24 protein-coding genes are annotated in these 18,645 nt (G+C 41.7%); 23 read left to right on the forward strand and 1 reads right to left on the reverse strand.

Features of this window, described 5'->3' with window-relative positions:
- Window positions 1–78: 78 nt before the first annotated feature.
- From ftsY to SRRS_RS11580, 19 genes are all read left to right on the forward strand, one after another.
- A complete protein-coding gene (gene ftsY, locus SRRS_RS11490; RefSeq protein WP_371368909.1) occupies window positions 79–996 on the forward strand; it encodes a signal recognition particle-docking protein FtsY in 918 nt (305 codons plus the stop codon).
- Window positions 997–1,078: 82 nt separating this feature from the next.
- Window positions 1,079–1,447 carry a YlxM family DNA-binding protein gene (ylxM, locus tag SRRS_RS11495; RefSeq protein WP_371368911.1) on the forward strand — a complete coding sequence of 123 codons (369 nt, stop codon included), beginning with the start codon at window positions 1,079–1,081 and terminating at the stop codon, window positions 1,445–1,447.
- 7 nt (window positions 1,448–1,454) lie between these two features.
- On the forward strand, window positions 1,455–2,795 hold the full coding sequence (gene ffh, locus SRRS_RS11500; RefSeq protein ID WP_371368912.1) for a signal recognition particle protein: 1,341 nt from the start codon (window positions 1,455–1,457) through the stop codon (window positions 2,793–2,795).
- A 48-nt stretch (window positions 2,796–2,843) separates the two neighbouring features.
- Complete coding sequence (gene rpsP, locus SRRS_RS11505; protein ID WP_371368914.1) at window positions 2,844–3,116, forward strand: 30S ribosomal protein S16; 273 nt, start codon at window positions 2,844–2,846, stop codon at window positions 3,114–3,116.
- A 30-nt stretch (window positions 3,117–3,146) separates the two neighbouring features.
- The gene (locus SRRS_RS11510) at window positions 3,147–3,374 is read left to right on the forward strand and encodes a KH domain-containing protein (protein ID WP_371368916.1); all 228 of its coding nucleotides are present in this window, start codon (window positions 3,147–3,149) and stop codon (window positions 3,372–3,374) included.
- A 37-nt stretch (window positions 3,375–3,411) separates the two neighbouring features.
- On the forward strand, window positions 3,412–3,828 hold the full coding sequence (locus SRRS_RS11515) for a YlqD family protein (protein WP_371368918.1): 417 nt from the start codon (window positions 3,412–3,414) through the stop codon (window positions 3,826–3,828).
- The gene (rimM, locus tag SRRS_RS11520) at window positions 3,809–4,333 is read left to right on the forward strand and encodes a ribosome maturation factor RimM (RefSeq protein WP_371368920.1); all 525 of its coding nucleotides are present in this window, start codon (window positions 3,809–3,811) and stop codon (window positions 4,331–4,333) included. The genes SRRS_RS11515 and rimM overlap by 20 nt, the downstream gene beginning before the upstream one ends.
- A 10-nt stretch (window positions 4,334–4,343) precedes the next feature.
- Window positions 4,344–5,090 (forward strand): tRNA (guanosine(37)-N1)-methyltransferase TrmD, encoded by a 747-nt coding sequence (gene trmD, locus SRRS_RS11525; protein WP_371368921.1) that lies wholly within the window; start codon window positions 4,344–4,346, stop codon window positions 5,088–5,090.
- Window positions 5,091–5,092: 2 nt separating this feature from the next.
- On the forward strand, window positions 5,093–5,668 hold the full coding sequence (locus SRRS_RS11530) for an RNA methyltransferase (protein WP_371368923.1): 576 nt from the start codon (window positions 5,093–5,095) through the stop codon (window positions 5,666–5,668).
- A gap of 133 nt (window positions 5,669–5,801) precedes the next feature.
- Window positions 5,802–6,143 (forward strand): 50S ribosomal protein L19, encoded by a 342-nt coding sequence (gene rplS, locus SRRS_RS11535; protein ID WP_371368925.1) that lies wholly within the window; start codon window positions 5,802–5,804, stop codon window positions 6,141–6,143.
- Window positions 6,144–6,234: 91 nt separating this feature from the next.
- Window positions 6,235–6,762, forward strand: a complete 528-nt coding sequence (gene lepB, locus SRRS_RS11540; protein WP_371368927.1) for a signal peptidase I — start codon at window positions 6,235–6,237, stop codon at window positions 6,760–6,762.
- Between the two features lie 43 nt (window positions 6,763–6,805).
- Entirely contained in the window at window positions 6,806–7,666 is an 861-nt protein-coding gene (gene ylqF / locus SRRS_RS11545; RefSeq protein ID WP_371368930.1) for a ribosome biogenesis GTPase YlqF, read from the forward strand.
- Between the two features lie 223 nt (window positions 7,667–7,889).
- Window positions 7,890–9,266 (forward strand): IS110 family transposase, encoded by a 1,377-nt coding sequence (locus tag SRRS_RS11550; protein WP_371366954.1) that lies wholly within the window; start codon window positions 7,890–7,892, stop codon window positions 9,264–9,266.
- A 445-nt stretch (window positions 9,267–9,711) separates the two neighbouring features.
- A complete protein-coding gene (locus tag SRRS_RS11555; protein WP_371368932.1) occupies window positions 9,712–10,506 on the forward strand; it encodes a ribonuclease HII in 795 nt (264 codons plus the stop codon).
- 25 nt (window positions 10,507–10,531) lie between these two features.
- A complete protein-coding gene (locus tag SRRS_RS11560) occupies window positions 10,532–10,822 on the forward strand; it encodes an EscU/YscU/HrcU family type III secretion system export apparatus switch protein (protein WP_371368934.1) in 291 nt (96 codons plus the stop codon).
- Between the two features lie 20 nt (window positions 10,823–10,842).
- Window positions 10,843–11,205 (forward strand): YraN family protein, encoded by a 363-nt coding sequence (locus SRRS_RS11565; protein ID WP_371368935.1) that lies wholly within the window; start codon window positions 10,843–10,845, stop codon window positions 11,203–11,205.
- A 16-nt stretch (window positions 11,206–11,221) separates the two neighbouring features.
- Entirely contained in the window at window positions 11,222–12,751 is a 1,530-nt protein-coding gene (locus SRRS_RS11570; protein ID WP_371368937.1) for a YifB family Mg chelatase-like AAA ATPase, read from the forward strand.
- 76 nt (window positions 12,752–12,827) lie between these two features.
- Window positions 12,828–13,382 (forward strand): LemA family protein, encoded by a 555-nt coding sequence (locus SRRS_RS11575; protein ID WP_371368938.1) that lies wholly within the window; start codon window positions 12,828–12,830, stop codon window positions 13,380–13,382.
- A 23-nt stretch (window positions 13,383–13,405) separates the two neighbouring features.
- Window positions 13,406–14,170, forward strand: coding sequence for a YgcG family protein (locus SRRS_RS11580; RefSeq protein WP_371368940.1), 765 nt, complete (start codon window positions 13,406–13,408; stop codon window positions 14,168–14,170).
- A 55-nt stretch (window positions 14,171–14,225) separates the two neighbouring features.
- On the opposite strand, the gene SRRS_RS11585 is transcribed toward SRRS_RS11580, so the two are convergent.
- A complete protein-coding gene (locus SRRS_RS11585) occupies window positions 14,226–15,278 on the reverse strand; it encodes a nicotinate phosphoribosyltransferase (RefSeq protein ID WP_371368942.1) in 1,053 nt (350 codons plus the stop codon).
- A gap of 123 nt (window positions 15,279–15,401) precedes the next feature.
- On the opposite strand from SRRS_RS11585, the gene folP reads away from it, so the two are divergent.
- Genes folP through SRRS_RS11605 form a run of 4 tightly spaced genes read left to right on the forward strand, consistent with a single transcriptional unit; the run spans window position 15,402 to window position 18,626 of the window.
- On the forward strand, window positions 15,402–16,604 hold the full coding sequence (gene folP, locus SRRS_RS11590) for a dihydropteroate synthase (RefSeq protein ID WP_371368944.1): 1,203 nt from the start codon (window positions 15,402–15,404) through the stop codon (window positions 16,602–16,604).
- Window positions 16,605–16,621: 17 nt separating this feature from the next.
- Complete coding sequence (folB, locus tag SRRS_RS11595) at window positions 16,622–16,987, forward strand: dihydroneopterin aldolase (protein ID WP_371368946.1); 366 nt, start codon at window positions 16,622–16,624, stop codon at window positions 16,985–16,987.
- On the forward strand, window positions 16,987–17,487 hold the full coding sequence (gene folK / locus SRRS_RS11600) for a 2-amino-4-hydroxy-6-hydroxymethyldihydropteridine diphosphokinase (RefSeq protein WP_371368948.1): 501 nt from the start codon (window positions 16,987–16,989) through the stop codon (window positions 17,485–17,487). The genes folB and folK overlap by 1 nt, the downstream gene beginning before the upstream one ends.
- 14 nt (window positions 17,488–17,501) lie before the next feature.
- Window positions 17,502–18,626, forward strand: coding sequence for a glycosyltransferase (locus tag SRRS_RS11605; RefSeq protein ID WP_371368950.1), 1,125 nt, complete (start codon window positions 17,502–17,504; stop codon window positions 18,624–18,626).
- Window positions 18,627–18,645: the final 19 nt, after the last annotated feature.

The following is an 18,645-nucleotide window of genomic DNA, read 5'->3' on the forward strand; positions in this document are numbered from 1 at the left end:
CTGCCTAAAGAGATGGGAGTTTTAGAGCGAGTTAGTCAGCGGATAAAAAATATTTAAACTTGGTTTGGAGGAAACATAATGGGTTTTTTTGATAAACTGAAAGCTGGGTTGGAAAAGACCAGAAAGAGCTTTACAGAAAAGATTGAGCAGCTAGTAGTTGGCTACGCTTCGATTGATGATGAATTTCTCGAAGATTTAGAAGCGGTATTGTTGTCCGCCGATGTCGGTGTGGCGACTACTGTTAAGTTAATGGCGGAAATTCGCAAGGGGATTAAGGAAAAATTAATTAATACACCAGAGGATCTAAAACCGTTTTTAAGGGATAAAATCAGTGGAATGCTGATAGACCAAGACCAAGTTGCCTTGGTTCCACACGAGCCACCCATTGTCGTTCTAGTAGTTGGTGTTAATGGAGTTGGCAAAACAACGACAATTGGTAAACTGGCAAATTATTATAGTGAAAATAAGAAAAAAGTACTTGTTGCCGCCGCTGATACCTTTCGGGCAGCCGCTATTGACCAGCTTGAAATCTGGGGGCAGCGGACTGGCACCGAAGTAATCAAGCATGCGGAAGGCTCTGATCCTGCTGCCGTCGCTTTCGATGCTGTACAAGCCGCTAAAGCCCGGAAAGCTGATATAGTCATTATTGATACTGCCGGGAGGCTGCACACAAAATCGAATTTGATGGAAGAGCTCAAAAAGATCAATAGAGTAATAGGTAAAGAAATACCTGATGCGCCGCATGAAACTTTGTTAGTCCTTGATGCGACAACAGGCCAGAATGCAATTAATCAGGCAAAAATTTTCGGCGATGTTGTTAAACTTTCCGGCGTAGTGCTAACAAAATTAGACGGTACAGCTAAAGGCGGTGTAGTAATAGCTATTAAAAATGAACTTGGCTTGCCGGTTAAATGGGTAGGTGTCGGTGAAGGCGTTAATGATCTTCGACCGTTTGATGCAGGAGAATTTGCTGATGCCTTATTTACTGACAAGTAATTTTGCTTGACATGCCTTCCGATTTTAGATATAATCTGTGGTGTAAAGTAATTTTACTTGCCACATGAAACAGGTGAGCTTTATGGATAGTATGCTAAATAAAGTGTTAAGAATAGGGCAGTTGTACGACTTTTATAATGCTCTTTTAACCGAAAAACAACGTGATTGTCTCAATATGCATTATCTACAAGATCTATCACTTGCCGAAATTGCTGAAGAGTTTGGCGTATCACGTCAAGCAGTACATGATATCCTAAGGCGGGCTGAACAAACTTTGGAGGAATACGAGCAGAAGCTTGGTTTGGCTGTCCGTTATAGCGATGAGCGCAAACTGTTGGCAGAAGTCGTAACAGACTTGGAACAGCTGCCATCAGATATACGCAAGTTATCCGCGATCAATGAGGCATTAGTTAAGATAAATTCTTTGTTAGAAGACACCCGGGAGGTGTAACCTATATATGGTTTTTGAAAGTTTGGCCGATAAACTCCAGCAGACTTTTAAGAAACTGCGTGGCAGAGGCAAGCTCTCAGAAGATGATGTTGCTGACGCTCTTAAAGAGGTACGTATGGCTCTTTTGGAGGCAGATGTTAACTTTAAAGTAGTAAAAGATTTAATCGCTAAAATTAAAGAGCGGGCAGTAGGGCAAGAAGTACTGGAAAGCTTAACACCGGCCCAGCATGTAATCAAAATTGTAAATGAAGAACTTACTGCTTTGATGGGTGGAACACAAAGCCGTATTGCAATAGCTTCCCGGCCGCCGACAGTCATTATGCTAGTTGGTCTCCAAGGTGCAGGTAAAACTACTACTGCAGGTAAACTGGCACATCTTCTAAAGCGGCAAGGTAAACGGCCGCTTATGGTAGCTGCAGATATTTACCGGCCGGCTGCTATAAAACAGTTAGAAGTGCTTGGGGAAAACCTTGAGATACCGGTATTTACTATGGGCCAGGAAAACCCGGTTACTATTGCGAAAAAGGCTGTTGACCAGGCGTTAATGATGGCCCGTGATATTGTAATCATCGATACCGCCGGTCGTCTGCATATTAATGAAGAGCTTATGAATGAGCTCAAATCCATTAAGCAAACGGTCAAACCCCATGAGATCCTGCTAGTAGTCGATTCCATGACAGGTCAGGATGCAGTTAATGTTGCAGAATCATTTAACAACGACCTTGGTATTGACGGTATTATTCTAACCAAACTTGATGGCGATGCACGCGGTGGTGCCGCGCTTTCCATCAAAGCTGTAACCGGTCAGCCAATCAAGTTTGCCGGTATGGGCGAAAAACTTGATGCATTGGAGCCATTTCACCCAGACCGAATGGCTTCCCGGATTTTGGGAATGGGCGATGTACTTAGCCTTATCGAAAAGGCTGAGTCTGCTATAAATTTAGAAAAAGCACAGGAAATGCAGAAAAAGCTTCGTAAAGAAGAATTTACTCTTGATGATTTCCTGGAGCAAATTGAACAAGTACGCAAATTAGGGCCGCTTGATCAAATTTTAGGAATGCTGCCGGGCATGGGCAAGCTCAAACAATTGCAAGGTTTGGATTTTGATGATAAAGAAGTTAAGCATATCATTGCAATTATCCGGTCCATGACAGCTAAAGAGCGTCGTGATCCGTCCATTATTAACGGCAGCAGGCGGAAACGTATCGCTATTGGCAGTGGTACCCGGGTTCAGGATGTAAACAGACTGCTGAAGCAATTTGGTGAAGCTAAAAAGATGATGAAACGCATCCAGGAAATGCAAAAAAGTGGTAGGAAACCAAGTTTTAAACTTCCTTTTATGCAGTAACTCATCTTAAAAATATAGTATATATTTTGTGAAGGAGGTGACTTTATAATGGCAGTTAAAATTCGCTTAAAGCGTATGGGCGCTAAAAAACGTCCGTTTTACCGTGTAGTAGTTGCTGACTCCCGTTCGCCGCGGGACGGACGCTTTATTGAAACTCTGGGTCATTACGACTCAACTACTGAGCCGGCAGTTATCAAGATTGACGAGGAAAAAGCTATGGAATGGCTCCAAAAAGGTGCTCAACCTACTGATACTGTTAAGAATCTGCTCAGCAAAGCGGGCATTCTGAAAAAATGGGATGAAGTAAAGCGTTCCAAGTAAAGAACCGTAGAAACGAGGCGTGATAACTACATGAAGAAATTAGTCGAAGTTATCGCCAAAGCGTTAGTGAAAAACCCGGATCAAGTCAATGTTAACGAGACTACCGATAATTCGGGAACAGTCTATGAATTGCAGGTAGCCCCGGAGGATATGGGGAAGATAATTGGCAAGCAAGGACGTATCGCCAAAGCTATCCGCACTGTGGTTAAAGCTGCCGCCACCCGGGAAAATAAACGAGTCATGGTGGAAATAATATAGTTACAACTATTACGCTGAAACCAAAGGGGTGGGATTAATGGCTAGTATCGAGAACTTGACAATAAAGTGTCCGGTAACCATTAAAGCTAAAGTAACAGAAGATCTTAAAGCGCAATTGGCGGCTGAAATTCAGGAAGCTATTAAAAAAGCGGATTTGGAACTCCAGCAAATCGAGTTTCATGCTAAACGCATGATGGCTGAACAAGCTAAGCAAGACGCGCAAGGATTAGTAGGTTTGCGTCAGCAAATCGATGCCGAGCGCCAAAAAAGACTTGAGTTTAAAAATCATATGCTGGAAAAACTGAAAGAAACAGCGCAATTGGAAATCGGTGCGGAAGTAGTTCAGGGTACTATGGAAAGAATCGTTACAATCAATGTTGGCGATGATCTCCACAAGCTAATGGCAACTGAGATTTTGCTGGAAGACGGCAAAGTTGTTGCTTTCCGCAGCTAACATGTCTAAAACCGAACTGATTATTGTCGGTAAAATTGTTGCCCCGCACGGTGTGCGGGGTGACGTTCGTATAGTACCGCTTACAGAATTTCCTGACCGATTCCATGAACTTAAAACAGTTATTGTTGATGATGTTGGCCAACTTAAACTAGAAACAGCTAAACAACATAATAAGTTTATATTGCTTAAGCTTGCCGGAATTGACAATATGAACGATGCAGAGCGGCTTCGGGATAAGCTGATAAAAATTGAACGAAAAGATTTAGTCAAACTACCAGAAGGCAAATATTATATTTTTGATATTATTGGTCTCAATGTATTTAACGAAACAGGCGAATTACTCGGCGTTATCACTGAAGTATTGCAACCAGGGAGTAATGATGTGTATGTCGTACAGCAGGAAGGTAAACAGGACCTATTAATCCCTGCGATTAAGCAAGTGGTTAAAAAAATTGATATCAGTGGTAAGCAGATGGTAGTCAAACTTCAAGAAGAGATGGACTGACGAGGTCGATATGCGTATTGACATTATTTCGTTATTTCCCGATATGTTTACAGGCCCGCTGGGACATAGCATACTTAAGAGGGCCCAGGATAATAATCTAATATTTGTCCAGGTAACCAATCCGCGTGATTTTACTTATGACAAGCATCATATTGTTGATGATTATCCTTTCGGCGGCGGCTCCGGTATGGTTATGAAGCCTGAGCCGATATTCCGCGCTGTAGAAAATGTAGTAAATGCGGCTAATTCCTCTAACAGGAGGGTTGTGCTGATGTGTCCGGGTGGACAGCCTTTTAATCAGGCAAAGGCGCGGGAACTTGCAAGTTATGAACAATTAGTGTTAGTTTGCGGGCATTATGAAGGTATTGATGACCGCATCCGCCAGCAAGTTGTTGATGAAGCTGTTTCCATTGGTGATTATGTGTTAACTGGCGGCGAATTGCCCGCTATGATAATTACCGATGCAGTAGCGCGAATGATTCCTGGAGTACTTGGGGCAAATGACGGCGCCCAACATGATTCCTTTTATAATGGATTTCTTGAGTATCCGCAATATACACGACCGCGTGAGTTTAATGGCTGGGAGGTACCGGAAGTACTCCTTTCGGGTGATCATGCCAAAATTGAGACATGGCGGCGGAAAGAATCACTTCGCGCAACATTTGTCCGCAGGCCGGATTTATTAGAGGGAGTGGAGTTAAGTCCACGTGATCAAAAACTTTTGCAGGAAGTAAAGTCTGAGCAGGCTGGAGGCTGACTATGGCATTGCCTGTATATTTAGGTTTGGTGCATTATCCTATTTACAATAAAAATAATGCAATAGTTACAACGGCAATTACCAATTTTGATATTCATGATATTGCCCGTACTGCCAGGACATATGACTTGGTAAAGTACTTTATTATTCATCCGCATGACAGCCAAAAAGCGTTAGCTGAAGAAATTGTCAGCTATTGGCAGGAAGGTTATGGGGGGCAATATAATCCCGACCGCAAAGAAGCGTTAAGTATAGTAGAAATACTTCCTGATATTCAGGCTGCGGTCGATTATATTACGGCTAAAGAAGGTATAAAACCCTTGATTGTAACTACTGATGCCCGTAAGTATGATAATACTGTTTCCTATAAGAGGCTGCAGCAGGAACTGGAAGAGACTGGACGGCCATGCTTACTTTTGTTTGGCACTGGCTGGGGAATGGAAAACTCGCTAATGAAACAGTTTGATTACATATTAGAGCCGATTTATGGCCCTGGCCCGTACAACCATTTGCCTGTTCGTGCGGCAGTAGCCATTATACTTGATCGGCTATTAGGCGAGCATTGGTGGGTTGAATAAAGATTTGAACATTTTCCACAGCTCAATCGGAATCTTAGTTGAGTTGTTGGGTAATATATGATATAATACCTTTTGTGTAATACGGACGGTCCTCTGCGTATGGTAAGAACGTCTGATATAAGGAGGAAAACAAATGAATATTATTCAAATTTTAGAACAAGAACAACTGCGCCAGGACATCCCATCCTTTAAAGCAGGCGACACCGTGCGTGTGCATGTAAAAGTTGTTGAAGGCAGCCGGGAGCGTATCCAGGTTTTTGAAGGTGTAGTTATTAACCGTCAAGGCGGCGGAGTACGCGAAACTTTCACTGTAAGACGCGTGTCTTATAATGTAGGTGTAGAACGTACTTTCCCGGTACATTCTCCTCGTATTGAAAAAATTGAAGTAATGCGTCGCGGTATTGTTCGCAGAGCTAAGCTCTACTATCTCCGTAACCTTACTGGTAAAGCTGCTCGTATCAAAGAAAAACGCTAATATGACCTACTAGGGACTGATTTCAGTCCCTTTTCTTCATATCTCCGTATAGATGATGCCTAGTGCATCATATTTTGGAAGGAGGAAGGCTGTGAGTAGTGCTAACCTGGGAGAAGAAATAAAAGACTGGATAATTTCTATTCTCATAGCCATAGTATTGGCGTTTTTTATCCGGTATTTCATTGTAGAATTATACATGGTTGAGGGGCCGTCAATGCGGCCAACACTAGTAAATGGCGAACGTCTTGTTGTTAATAAATTTATTTACCGGTTTAAATCACCCGAAAGGGGTGAAGTGCTGGTATTTCGTTACCCGCGTGATCCGAGCCGGGATTTTATTAAGCGTGTTATCGGCGTTGCCGGTGATACCATTGAGATTAAGGACGGCAGAGTTTTTCTCAATGGTCAGCTATTAAATGAGCCTTATATATTAGAACGCACCCGTGGCTCTTATCCATTGGTCACAGTGCCTGAAGGGCATATCTATGTCATGGGTGACAACCGCAATAATTCGGAAGATAGTCGGTTTAAAGACGTTGGTTTTGTTCCCTTAGAGCTGATAAAAGGTAAGGCGGTCACTGTTTTTTGGCCGATTGACCACATAAAAACATTGCCGTAACTAACAATATAGTATCTGTGTTTTTGATGAAGGAGTGTGATTTATGCACATTCACTGGTTTCCTGGTCATATGGCCAAAGCTCAGCGTATGATACGTGAGCAGTTAGGTCTTATTGACGTAGTGATTGAATTACTAGATGCTCGTATACCTGCAAGCAGCGCTAATCCTGTCATTACGGAGCTAATTGGTGCTAAGCCGCGGGTGATTGCCCTTAATAAATCTGATCTAGCCGAAACTGCTCAGACAACTGAATGGCTTAACCACTTCCGTAGTATGGGATTTACCACGGTTACTTTAGATGCTTCCAGCGGTAAGGGAACCAAAGAACTAGTTAGTAAGGTAGAACAGGAGGCAAGCGAAAAGATTGCTAAGCTTACTGCGAAGGGAATAAAAGCCCGGGCAGTAAGAGCGATGATTTTGGGTATTCCGAATGTGGGGAAATCGTCGTTAATTAACCGCCTGTTAGGTACGGCAACCGCTAAGACTGGTGATAAACCCGGAGTAACACGCGGACAACAGTGGTTAAAAGTAGGTAAAAACCTGGAATTATTGGATACACCAGGCGTTCTCTGGCCTAAAATGGATGATCAGGAAGTAGCCTTCCGTTTGGCAGTTACGGGAGCTATCAAAGATGATATTTATGATATGGAAAAGGTTATTTCCAGCCTTGTAGCATTACTTAAAGAAAATTATAGTGACCGTTTGTGTGAGCGTTATAAATTGCAACAAGAGGATTTACCGGAAGATGCCGCAGAATTATTAGCCTTAATCGGAGCTAAACGAGGTTGCTTAAGAAGCGGCGGTATAGTAGATTACGAGAAAGTCAGAAGAATTATATTGACTGATTTCCGGTCAGGGAAACTTGGTAAGTTTACTCTAGATATTCCTTATAACAATCAGTAGAGAAACATGTTTACTGAGGTTTGATTTATAAAGAAAACACGGCTTGCGCCGAGCCTTTGGCGAAAGCGGAAGTCGGTGTTGCCCTTATCCAGGCGAAAGTTATACTTTCTAGTGTGTGATATAGTGAATATAACAGGAAAAACCCATTGACTTCGTGTAAGATGAAAGTATCTGACGAAGAACTTCATTCTTACTACCTACTACCCCTAGGAGGTTGAAGTCAATGGGTTCTACATCAAATAATATTCAAGGTAAGAAAGGTTGTCAATTCTCTCAACTCCTTCGTGGAGTAAATTTTGAGCAGGTTTTGTTAGTAGCAATTGATGCGGCTAAGTTTCTACCTAAAGCACTTATTTGTAATTACTTTGGTGACATTATTGATCACTCGTTCTTTTTCTCTGTCGACAAACCTGGCTTGAATCTATGTCTCGCTAAATTGGAGAAGGCTAAGGCGACATTTAACATTGAGAGAGTATTTATCGGTATCGAAGCCACCGGGCATTATTATGAAGATATAGTTCGCTTCTTTACTTCCCATGGGTATACCGTAGCTATTATTAATGCTGCTACTACCCATGAAGAACGTTCCAGTGCTCTCAATTGGTGTAAAACAGATGATCGTGATTTAGTTGCTATCGCTTATTCCTTAAAGAATAATAAGGCTACCCAATCACAGCTCCCTACGGGACATTACCGACAATTACTCGCCTTAACCAGAGCTAGAAGACAAGAAATTAGAAAGCGTTCCGTAATTCGCATTGAAATCAGAAATTTGATGGACAAAATCTTCCGTCCCTTTCAAGGTTTAGTGTCCTTGCATCATAACCGTCCCAAAAAGGTCCGTATCTTTAGCGATTTTTTTGGAAAATCATCACTTTGGTTCTTGAAGAACGCCCCCCATTCATCAGATATCCTCCGACTTGGTGAACCAGGCTTGCGGCGCATTTCTAAAGAGCACAATTTAAAACTGCGTCAAACAACTATTCAGAAACTTTTACAAGCGGCACAATGCGCTTATTCACTCTCAAAAGCAGAATTAGAACCAGAACTTCTTTTGCTGCAACTTAAACTAAGTGATTTAACGCGATTAGATGATAATATTGACCGACTTGAAAAGGAAATGGAGATACTCCTTCTTCAGACAGATGGGTATTTGCTATTAACAATTCCGGGAATTGGTGCTGTTACTGCAGCCGAATTATTTAGTGAAATTGGCGATATCTCTAATTTTGATTCAGCAAGTCAACTCATTAAAAAGGCGGGAACCAATCCAATGGTAAGACAATCCGGCGGCCAAAAAGGTTACTATGGGCGTATTACAAAGCAAGGTAACAAGCATTTGCGTTACGTACTTTACCAGGCAGGTCGCAACATATGTCGTCATAATATTGATTTGAAACCGTTCTTTGACCGTTTGAAACAAAAAGGTAAGCATTCCAAAGTAATTTTCATTGCCATGGGTAACAAACTGCTCAAGATCGTATTTGCCATGCTAACAAAAAAACAGCCTTTTCACTCAAAAACAGCAAAAACGATTATCAAAAATGAAGTGTTAAAAAAGCTAAGGCACCAAAAATCCCTCGAACTATTATCTGCGTAAGCACGACAACATAGAGCTTTTTCGCTCTGGGACAGAGCGGAGATCGAATACTTTCTTGAGGCTATGACCTCGTCTGATAGCATTATCCACCTCGTCCTGTAAATGCGAATTGTACGTTAATATGAACTTGTACTTTTGCTAGATTGCATCCCTACAGTGATTGAAACGAGGTATTTTCCCGGTTCAAGTCCGAGAGGGGAAAAGCTCTTTTATTCTGTTCTTCGTCAGTTACTGTATGTTTAATGGTAATTTCTGTTAATCGATTAAGGCAACAGGCGTATTTGCTATGCTCAGATTTCATAAAAAATTATTTGACATAGTACGCTATCAGGACAAAAAAGAACGGCTGACAATTTTGTTAGCCGTTTTTATTATTGTTATTTAGGAGGATTTGTCTCCTTTATCAAGAATAACTAAACCAATTATAGTTTGGAGGTAGCATTTTTTGGACACCACAAAAATGACAGTCGGACAGATTACGTCGTTGTTATCACAAAAAAATATTACATTAGATATAATAGAGACACTAAAAAACGACGTACGACTTTCTGTTAAGCGGCTGGTGACGAAGTGGGAAAGTAACCAGCAAAAAGTTCAACAAGAAAAGGAAAGACTACATACTTTATTTGAAAATGAACGACAGTTATGTGCCCAAGGATATACGCTGGTGGCAGGTGTTGATGAGGTTGGTAGAGGACCGCTTGCAGGCCCTGTGGTAGTAGCAGCCGTTATATTACCCCTGGACTGCTATTTGCCAGGATTAAATGATTCTAAAAAGCTTACGGCCGGGCAAAGAGAAAAGCTGTATGGGCAAATAAAAAATGCCGCTATCGCTGTTAGCAGTAGTGTTGTCAGTGTCGAGACAATTGATGACATTAACATTTATCAGGCGACCATTTTAGGAATGTATCAGGCAGTTGAAAAAGTAGCACTCGTACCGCAAGCTGTGCTTATTGATGCCGTGCCGTTACCCAAGCTTAAGATGCCTTATAAATCGATTATTGGTGGTGACCAACTAAGCGCAGCTATTGCTGCAGCCTCGATTATTGCTAAAGTTGAGCGGGATCAAATTATGAATGAACTTGACTCTAGTTATCCGATGTACGGTTTTAGCCGTAATAAGGGATATGGCACAGAGGAACATATGAACGCACTCAGCCAATACGGGGCATGTGTTTACCACCGCAAAAGCTTTGCGCCTGTGAAGGCGGCTGTCGAAGCAGTTGGCATAATAGGGTAACTGGATCTTACGAAGGAGAGATATTGTGTCAGATCAAGAACGTGACGAGATAGCTAAAGCAGTTGCACTCAAATATGATGTTGAGGGCAATAAAGCTCCTTTGGTTGTGGCTAAAGGAGCAGGCGGTGTCGCGGATAAGATTCTGAGTGCGGCCAAAGAGCATGGCGTTCCAATATATCAGAATAAGACACTTGCAAGTATGCTTATGGCTGTTGAGTTAGACAGAGAAATACCGCCTGAGCTATATCAAGCGGTGGCGGAAGTTTTGGCATATATTTACCGTTTGGATCAGCAACTGGGCAGACGACTTAAGTAACATTAATCGTGGAGGATAACATGAACCACATTGATCTTGGCGATAAGGGCGAATACGCCGCAGTAAAATATTTGGGCAGCATTGGTTACACAATTATTACCACTAAATATCGGACGAAGATTGGCGAAATAGATATTATCGCGAAAGACAAAGACTGTATAGTTTTTGTTGAAGTTAAAACCAGACGAAGCATTATATATGGGTATCCTGCTGAAGCTGTTAACAGAAAAAAACAACATAAGATAATTAATACTGCGCTATGTTTTCTTAATCAGCACGGCCTGTTAGATGCTGCCTGTAGGTTTGATATATTAGAGGTACATATATCTCAATCTCAAGATGCCGCTCGCTTAAATCATATTATTAATGCGTTTGGCAGCTAACTTGTGGGGGTAATCAGTGTTTGCGCAAACTTTTGGTTCAACAACGTTAGGTCTAAATGGTATATTAATAACAGTCGAAGTTGATATTGCAAATGGCATTCCCAGCCTTGAAATTGTTGGTTTGCCTGATACAGCCGTACGGGAATCACGGGAACGCGTACGGGCAGCTATCAAAAACAGCGGATTTGAATTTCCTGCACGGCGAATTACTGTAAATTTAGCTCCGGCAGATATTAAGAAAGACAGTTCCGGGCTTGATCTGCCGATAGCCATAGGCATACTAGCCGCAAGTGGGCAATTTAATCCGGCAAACTGCCGGACGCAAGTATTTGCCGCCGAATTATCTCTAGAAGGCAGACTACGGGCTATTTCGGGAATATTATCAATAGCAGCCAATTGCCAAGGTAACGACATTTCAGAAATGATAATAGCACCGGAAAATGCACAGGAAGCATTGTTAACCGGGCAAATGCTGGTTTATGCTCCGGAAACTTTGGCTGAAATTGTTGGCCATCTTACTGGCGAACAATTAATAACTCCGGTAACTCCAGAACTACCGCAAAGTCAAAATATAGATTCCTCGCTTGATTTTGCTGATGTTCAAGGTCAGATTGTAGCCAAGCGGGCGTTAGAAGTTGCTGCTGCGGGCTTTCATAATGTTATGTTGGTAGGGCCGCCCGGGTCAGGCAAAACTATGCTGGCTAAGCGCATTCCGTCTATATTGCCGGATATGACGCCTCAGGAGGCCTTAGAAGTAACAAAAATTTATAGTGTTGCCAGTATGCTAAAAAATAATATTGGCTTAATCACTGACAGGCCTTTTAGGAGTCCGCATCACACTGTGTCAGTTGCGGGGATGATTGGCGGCGGAACAATGCCTAGACCAGGGGAAGTTACTCTAAGTCATAATGGTGTATTGTTCTTGGACGAATTACCCGAGTTTCCCCGGACGGTGCTTGAGGTCTTGCGTCAGCCGCTTGAGGATGGGGAGGTTACCATTTCAAGGGTTAACGCCACCCTATCTTTCCCCGCGAAAATAATGCTTATTTGTGCTTTAAATCCTTGCCCTTGCGGCTTTTTTTCAGACTCGTCAAGGGAGTGCTCGTGTACACAGGCGGATATTCACCGGTACCAGAAGAAAATTTCGGGACCATTACTCGACAGGCTGGATATTACTATTCATGTACCACGACTTGAATATAACGATCTGGTTAAAGATACACCACAAGAGTCGTCGGCGGCGATTCGGCAGAGAGTAACTTCTGCCAGACTAATTCAGCAGGAGCGGCTTAAAAAGTTTGGACTGTATGCCAATGCTCAAATGAATCATAAACATATAAAAACCTTATGCCAGCTCACATCTGATGCAACTAGTCTTTTGAAACAAGCATTTACCAGAATGAGTCTAAGCGCTCGCGGCTATGATCGAATAATAAAAGTAGCCCAAACAATCGCTGACCTAGGCAATTCGCCTCAAATTACGGTTGAACATATAGCAGAAGCTATTCAGTTTAGAAATGATTTCCAATTTATTTCCAGGAAATAAATACCAAAAAATATTATATATTTAAAGTGTCTAGAATAATAAATAAAAATCTTTTCAAAAATTAGAGGAGGCTAACATGAATAAATCAATATGGATTGTTATTGCTATAGTCGGTGCACTATTGGTCAGTTCCATGTTTAGTTACAATACGCTAGTAAATATGAATGAAAATGTAAATGGTAAGTGGAGTCAAATTGAAAATCAACTGCAACGTCGAGCTGATTTGATTCCGAATCTTGTTAATACCGTAAAAGGATATGCTGCTCATGAACAGCAAGCTATTCAAGCAGTTGCTGACGCACGAGCTAAACTTGCCGGGGCACAGGGCCCGGCAAACAAGGCACAAGCCAACGGCGAACTTAATTCAGCCCTTAGTAGATTATTGGTTGTAGCGGAAAATTATCCGAATCTTAAGGCTGACGCCAATTTTAGGGCGCTTATGGATGAACTTAGCGGTACAGAAAACCGAATTGCCGTAGCCCGCAAAGATTATAATGATGCAGTGCAGGTATATAATGTGAAAATTAGATCATTGCCGACAAGCCTGTTTGCGGGTATGATGGGTTTTGGTCCAAAAGAATATTTTAAAGCAGAAGAAGGCGCAAAACAAGTTCCCCAAGTAAAATTTTAGTTTGCCAAGCGAGGGGATAACTTATGAATAAAAGAGTAGCTTGGCTAGTTTTAGGATTATACCTGCTACTAGTAACCGTAACGGTGGCCTGGGCCCAGCCTCAAATCCCTCCGGCACCAACCCAAAGCATATATGTTCAAGATCAGGTCGGTGTATTAGATAACGAGACGAAAAAGCGAATTAATAGCCTGGGAAGTAAGCTAGCCGCTAAAACTAAAGCCCAAATTGTAGTGTTGACAGTTAAATCGCTAGAAGGTTTTCCCATAGAAGAATATTCTTTAGGAGTACTTAGACAGTGGAAGATTGGAGATAAAGAATTAAATAACGGTGTTCTGATGTTGGTAGCTGTAAATGACCGGCAATCAAGAATAGAAGTAGGGTATGGCTTGGAAGGGGCACTCAATGATGCCAAAGCCGGTTCTATTCAAGATAAATATATGATACCTTACTTTGCCAATGGTGATTATAATAATGGGGTTTGGAATGGTTATCAGGCATTAGTTAGTATAGCTGCAAAAGAATATAATGCGGATATTAGTACTGATGCGAAACCTGCTAAAACACACTCGGCTGCCAGCCAATCATGGTGGGATACTCTTCCTTGGTGGGCACAACTTGCAATAACTGCCGGATTATTAGGTTTATTGATCTTTGACTGGGTATTTCTTGGTGGAAGTATCACATATTTACTTCTCTCGCTGTTAAGATTTCGCGGTGGTGGCGGAGGAGGCGGCGGTGGTTATGGCGGAGGTTCTGGAGGCGGCGGTGGTTCAAGTCGTAAATGGTAGTATATTGATAATAACAAAAGAAATCGTGTTGAAACTTTGTTTCAACACGATTTCTTTATTTGACCAAGGATAACCGTGGATTAGGACGATAATTTCGACCGACTTTGGAACAAGGTTTTCTATCTACCATAACAATATCTGCGGTAAAGTTAATATTATCATTAAATAGACTGCCGCCTACTGCATAAGTATCAACGGGAATATTAGCAGCTTCAAACTGGCGTATGCGATCTGCGTTGAACCCTCCGGATACCATTATTTTTACATGGCTGAAGCCCTCGCTATCAAGCGCTTTACGCACATTTAAAACCAGTTGAGCGCAGACGCCGGTAGGTTTAAAGGTGCCCATTTGAGGTAAGACAGATACATCTACGAGGTTGTCGGCTGTGTCCAGGCGAACTGCCCACAACGTATCTTTCATCTCTCTAGCCACAGCAAGCGCAGTGCCAACGCAGTCATTCGAGAAGTCCACAAGGGCTACGCGGTTGACTTTAGGATCAATATACGTATCAAACGCCTTAGATGCTTTAACTGTATTACCATTATATGCGGCAATTAAAGCGTGCGGTATAGTACCTAACGCTTCGGCATTCCACAGCGAGCCGTTAGCCGGAGTTGAGACGCCGTAAACGCCGCCAATATGAGCAGCATAACCATCAGATGCTTGAACGGCGTAATGATCAAAGCGAGAAGGGAAAAATAACACAGGCTTGCCGTTGGCGGCGGTAACTACTTTATGTACATTGGTGGCAATTTTAGTTTGACGGGATAATATCCCCAGATAGACAGTTTCTAAATGCGAAAAGTCAACCAAATCGCCTTCAATAGTCATTACCGTTTCCCATGGCTCAACCAAGTCGCCGTCATGTAGTGCATGGATAACTAAACTATCCGGGTTATGGGCGCACTTTTTAATAATGGCAATCGCTTCGTCAAGCCCGCACACAACAGCACTTTGACGTTGAAAAATCTGCATAACAACTTTGGGGTGATGATTATCACCGTTTAGAATTTCTTGGGTACGTAAAAAATAACTATCACTAAAAAAACCGCTTTTAATTTGTTCTACAGGAATAGAAAAAAGGTCAGGCGATAGGCGTTGTTTCATCAATAGGCCTCCTAGATATTGTAAATCCGATGATAAATTTCTAAAATTTGCATAATAATCTTTATTCTACATAATTTTATGATACAATAAAATTATATTTTTCTGCAATAGGGGAGGGCGTCTATGCAATATAATATGCGAATAATTGAGGTAAAAAATCACGAACAGGCTTGCCAAGAACTGGCAAGAATTAATTGTGATGCTCCTGGAACCGCTATTATGTCTAATAAAGTCGTCTATAAAACTATAAAAGTTGAAAAAGTGCGTAATAAAGCTGCAAATATTTTAAAGCAAACTTTTCTTTCTAAGGGAGGAGAAGCTTCCGTTACAAGAGGGACAGCCGATTTTAGCGCGGAATATACTGACATATTACTAAGTGGCAGCCTTAAGCACTATACTCAATGTATTTCTACGCTGAAAGCTCAACCGTGGGGCTTAAAAAAGCTGGCAGAGGAATTAGAAGCGATAATAACTGCTACCGAAAAGTTTCCGTATCGTACATACACCCTTGGTAAGCATAAATTATCCATTACGCCGGAAAAAACCTTGGTTATGGGGATCCTTAACTTTACACCGGACTCCTTCTCTGATGGCGGTAAGTTTAATGATTTGGATAAAGCATTAAAGCATACTGAACAAATGATTAAAGATGGTGCCGATATTATTGATATTGGTGCTGAGTCTACTAGACCCTATGGTTCTGAGAAAATTACAGATGCTGAAGAACTGGACAGGCTGATGCCAGTCTTGGAAAAAGTGCTGGCAAACTTTAGTATACCTGTTTCTATAGATACTTATAAATCAACTGTTGCTAGAGAAGCACTAAACGCAGGAGCGCATATTATCAACGATATCTGGGGTTTGCAAATAGATCCGGAGATGGCCAAAGTAGCAGCTGAATACGATGTTCCGGTTATTATGATGCACAATCAGGATGGCACTGAATATCGGCGGGATATTATGGCTCATATGCTTGAATTTTTGCGTAACAGTATAAAAATTGGGCAAGCAGCAGGAATTAACCCAGACAAATTTATTATAGATCCCGGAATTGGGTTTGGAAAAAAAACGAAGGATAACTTGGTCGTTATGTCCCGGCTGGAAGAGCTTCAATCCATGGGTTGCCCAATTCTCTTAGGGACTTCTCGCAAAAAATTTATAGGTGAAGTATTAGATGCACCACCGCAAGACAGGGTTGAAGGCACTGGCGCGACGGTAGCATTGGGGATTGCTAAGGGAGCTAATATTGTCCGAGTGCATGATGTCAAGGCTATAGCTCGTATTGCGCATATGACAGACGCTATGCTAAATGCTAGATTTCACTAATTTAGGGGGAATAGAAAATGACTCATAAAATATCTTTAAAAAACATGGTGTTTTACGGTTTTCATGGTGTATACGAATTTGAACGTGAATTAGGCCAGCGTTTTTTTCTTGATGTTGACATGACGGCCAACTTAGAGAAGGCAGGAAAAAGCGATCAATTAGAAGATACAATTGATTATGTTGCAGTATATAACCTTACAAAGAATATTGTGGAAAATAAGCGGTTTCAGTTACTAGAGGCATTATCATACCATATTGCTGACGAAGTTTTGCGGATGCATCCGTTAGTGGAAGAGACCGTAGTACGGGTACGTAAACCATCTGTTCCCATTGCGGCAGCTTTAGATTGTGTAGAAGTTGAAGCTGTACGGAGACGGAACTAATGATTGTATTGGGACTCGGTTCTAATATAGGTAGCGAAAAAAACACTCGGGAAGATAGCATTGCTTCTGCCATTAGGCATTTAGAAGCGCATCCTGAAATTAAGATTGATAAGATTTCTTCGCTGTATGAAACAGAACCGGTAGGATTGAAGGAGCAGCCTAGTTTTCTTAACGCGGTAGTTTCGATAACTACAAGCTTGACGCCGCAGGAATTACTCGCTGTTTGTCTGTCCATTGAGCGTGAAATGGGGCGGGTACGGGAATTTAGATGGGGTCCACGAAATATTGATATCGACCTTTTAATCTATCATGAGATAGAAATGAATGAAAATGCACTGGAATTGCCGCATCCCCGTATGTCTGACAGGAAATTTGTTTTAATTCCTTTACTAGAGATTGTCGGAAACGAGTCTATTTACAAGGGCAAAAAAGTACAAGAGCTATTAGATGCCACTATAGACGACAGTAAAGTTACTGTATACGGGACAATTACTGTCTAAGGCAGGGGACATTTTTGGCTAAGAAAATACTATTTATTACTGCACCTATTGGTGCCGGGCATATTAAGGCGGCACAAGCCGTAAGTCAAACAGTTACAGCGAGTCATCCTGATTTACAGACTGAAATATGCAATGTGTTTGATTTTTTTCATCCTATTATTGGTAATACTATACTTAAGACGTATTTGAAAATACTGGGTATATTTCCGCAGGCGTATGGCGCTATGTATAGTTGGGGGAATCAAAGCGAACTGGCGCTCTATGGCAGAGAAATAGTTAGCCGGTTTCTTGCCCGGCGTATGGTGAATTATATTGACTCATTTCAACCATCGGTTATTGTTTGCACCCACGCGACTCCAGCTGGATTGGTTGCTTGGAGTAAGAGAAAAGGCTTGCTTAGTGTTCCTGCGGCGGCCATAATCACCGATTTTGTTATACATAGGTTATGGGTTTATCCAGAAATGGATCGCTACTTCGTCTCTCATGAGAACATGGTTGAGTACTTAAATGGGTATGGAATTGCACGGAAATCCGTGACAATCACTGGTATACCAGTGGGCACATCATTTAGTCGGCCATGTGATAGAGTTGAGGTTTTGAAAAGTCTTACGCTTCATCAAGACAGAAAAACCATATTGATTATGGGTGGTGGAGCCGGTATTTTGCCGATGGATGAAATTCTCGAAATGTGCGATCAGCTCGATAAGCCCTTGCAGTTTATTGCTATAGCTGGGAAAAATAAGCAGCTTTATAACAAACTTAGTAAATTTGAATCAAACTCTAAACATCCTATTAAAGTTCTGGGCTATGTAGATAATGTAAATGAGATAATGAGTGCTGCCGATATTTTGATATCAAAACCAGGTGGTATGAGTACTTCAGAAGCCTTAGCGTTAGGACTGCCGCTAATTATTTACCGGCCAATACCAGGGCAGGAAGAAGCCAACACACGCTATTTATTAGATAATAAAGCGGCGTTACGGGCGGACTCATTACCGGAACTAATGGCTGTTATGCGAAACCTTTTGTTTGCAGATAATGATGAACTTGTTAATTTGCAACAACAAGCGGTGCGGATTGGGCGTCCCAATGCCGCAAACGACATAGCCGAATTCCTAGTTAAAGCCTATTTTTATTAATAAAAAACAAAAATATTAT

Origin of the sequence: Sporomusa rhizae, from assembly GCF_041428845.1 — a bacterium.
Taxonomy (GTDB): Bacteria; Bacillota; Negativicutes; order Sporomusales; family Sporomusaceae; genus Sporomusa; species Sporomusa rhizae.

Excerpts from the sequence above, each read along its gene's own strand:
- ftsY (WP_371368909.1), top strand. The coding sequence starts at position 79 with ATGGGTTTTTTTGATAAACTGAAAGCTGGGTTGGAAAAGACCAGAAAG.
- ylxM (WP_371368911.1), top strand. The coding sequence starts at position 1,079 with ATGGATAGTATGCTAAATAAAGTGTTAAGAATAGGGCAGTTGTACGAC.
- ffh (WP_371368912.1), top strand. The coding sequence starts at position 1,455 with ATGGTTTTTGAAAGTTTGGCCGATAAACTCCAGCAGACTTTTAAGAAA.
- rpsP (WP_371368914.1), top strand. The coding sequence starts at position 2,844 with ATGGCAGTTAAAATTCGCTTAAAGCGTATGGGCGCTAAAAAACGTCCG.
- SRRS_RS11510 (WP_371368916.1), top strand. The coding sequence starts at position 3,147 with ATGAAGAAATTAGTCGAAGTTATCGCCAAAGCGTTAGTGAAAAACCCG.
- SRRS_RS11515 (WP_371368918.1), top strand. The coding sequence starts at position 3,412 with ATGGCTAGTATCGAGAACTTGACAATAAAGTGTCCGGTAACCATTAAA.
- trmD (WP_371368921.1), top strand. The coding sequence starts at position 4,344 with ATGCGTATTGACATTATTTCGTTATTTCCCGATATGTTTACAGGCCCG.
- SRRS_RS11530 (WP_371368923.1), top strand. The coding sequence starts at position 5,093 with ATGGCATTGCCTGTATATTTAGGTTTGGTGCATTATCCTATTTACAAT.
- rplS (WP_371368925.1), top strand. The coding sequence starts at position 5,802 with ATGAATATTATTCAAATTTTAGAACAAGAACAACTGCGCCAGGACATC.
- ylqF (WP_371368930.1), top strand. The coding sequence starts at position 6,806 with ATGCACATTCACTGGTTTCCTGGTCATATGGCCAAAGCTCAGCGTATG.
- SRRS_RS11550 (WP_371366954.1), top strand. The coding sequence starts at position 7,890 with ATGGGTTCTACATCAAATAATATTCAAGGTAAGAAAGGTTGTCAATTC.
- SRRS_RS11565 (WP_371368935.1), top strand. The coding sequence starts at position 10,843 with ATGAACCACATTGATCTTGGCGATAAGGGCGAATACGCCGCAGTAAAA.
- SRRS_RS11575 (WP_371368938.1), top strand. The coding sequence starts at position 12,828 with ATGAATAAATCAATATGGATTGTTATTGCTATAGTCGGTGCACTATTG.
- SRRS_RS11580 (WP_371368940.1), top strand. The coding sequence starts at position 13,406 with ATGAATAAAAGAGTAGCTTGGCTAGTTTTAGGATTATACCTGCTACTA.
- SRRS_RS11585 (WP_371368942.1), bottom strand. The coding sequence starts at position 15,278 with ATGAAACAACGCCTATCGCCTGACCTTTTTTCTATTCCTGTAGAACAA.
- folP (WP_371368944.1), top strand. The coding sequence starts at position 15,402 with ATGCAATATAATATGCGAATAATTGAGGTAAAAAATCACGAACAGGCT.
- folB (WP_371368946.1), top strand. The coding sequence starts at position 16,622 with ATGACTCATAAAATATCTTTAAAAAACATGGTGTTTTACGGTTTTCAT.
- folK (WP_371368948.1), top strand. The coding sequence starts at position 16,987 with ATGATTGTATTGGGACTCGGTTCTAATATAGGTAGCGAAAAAAACACT.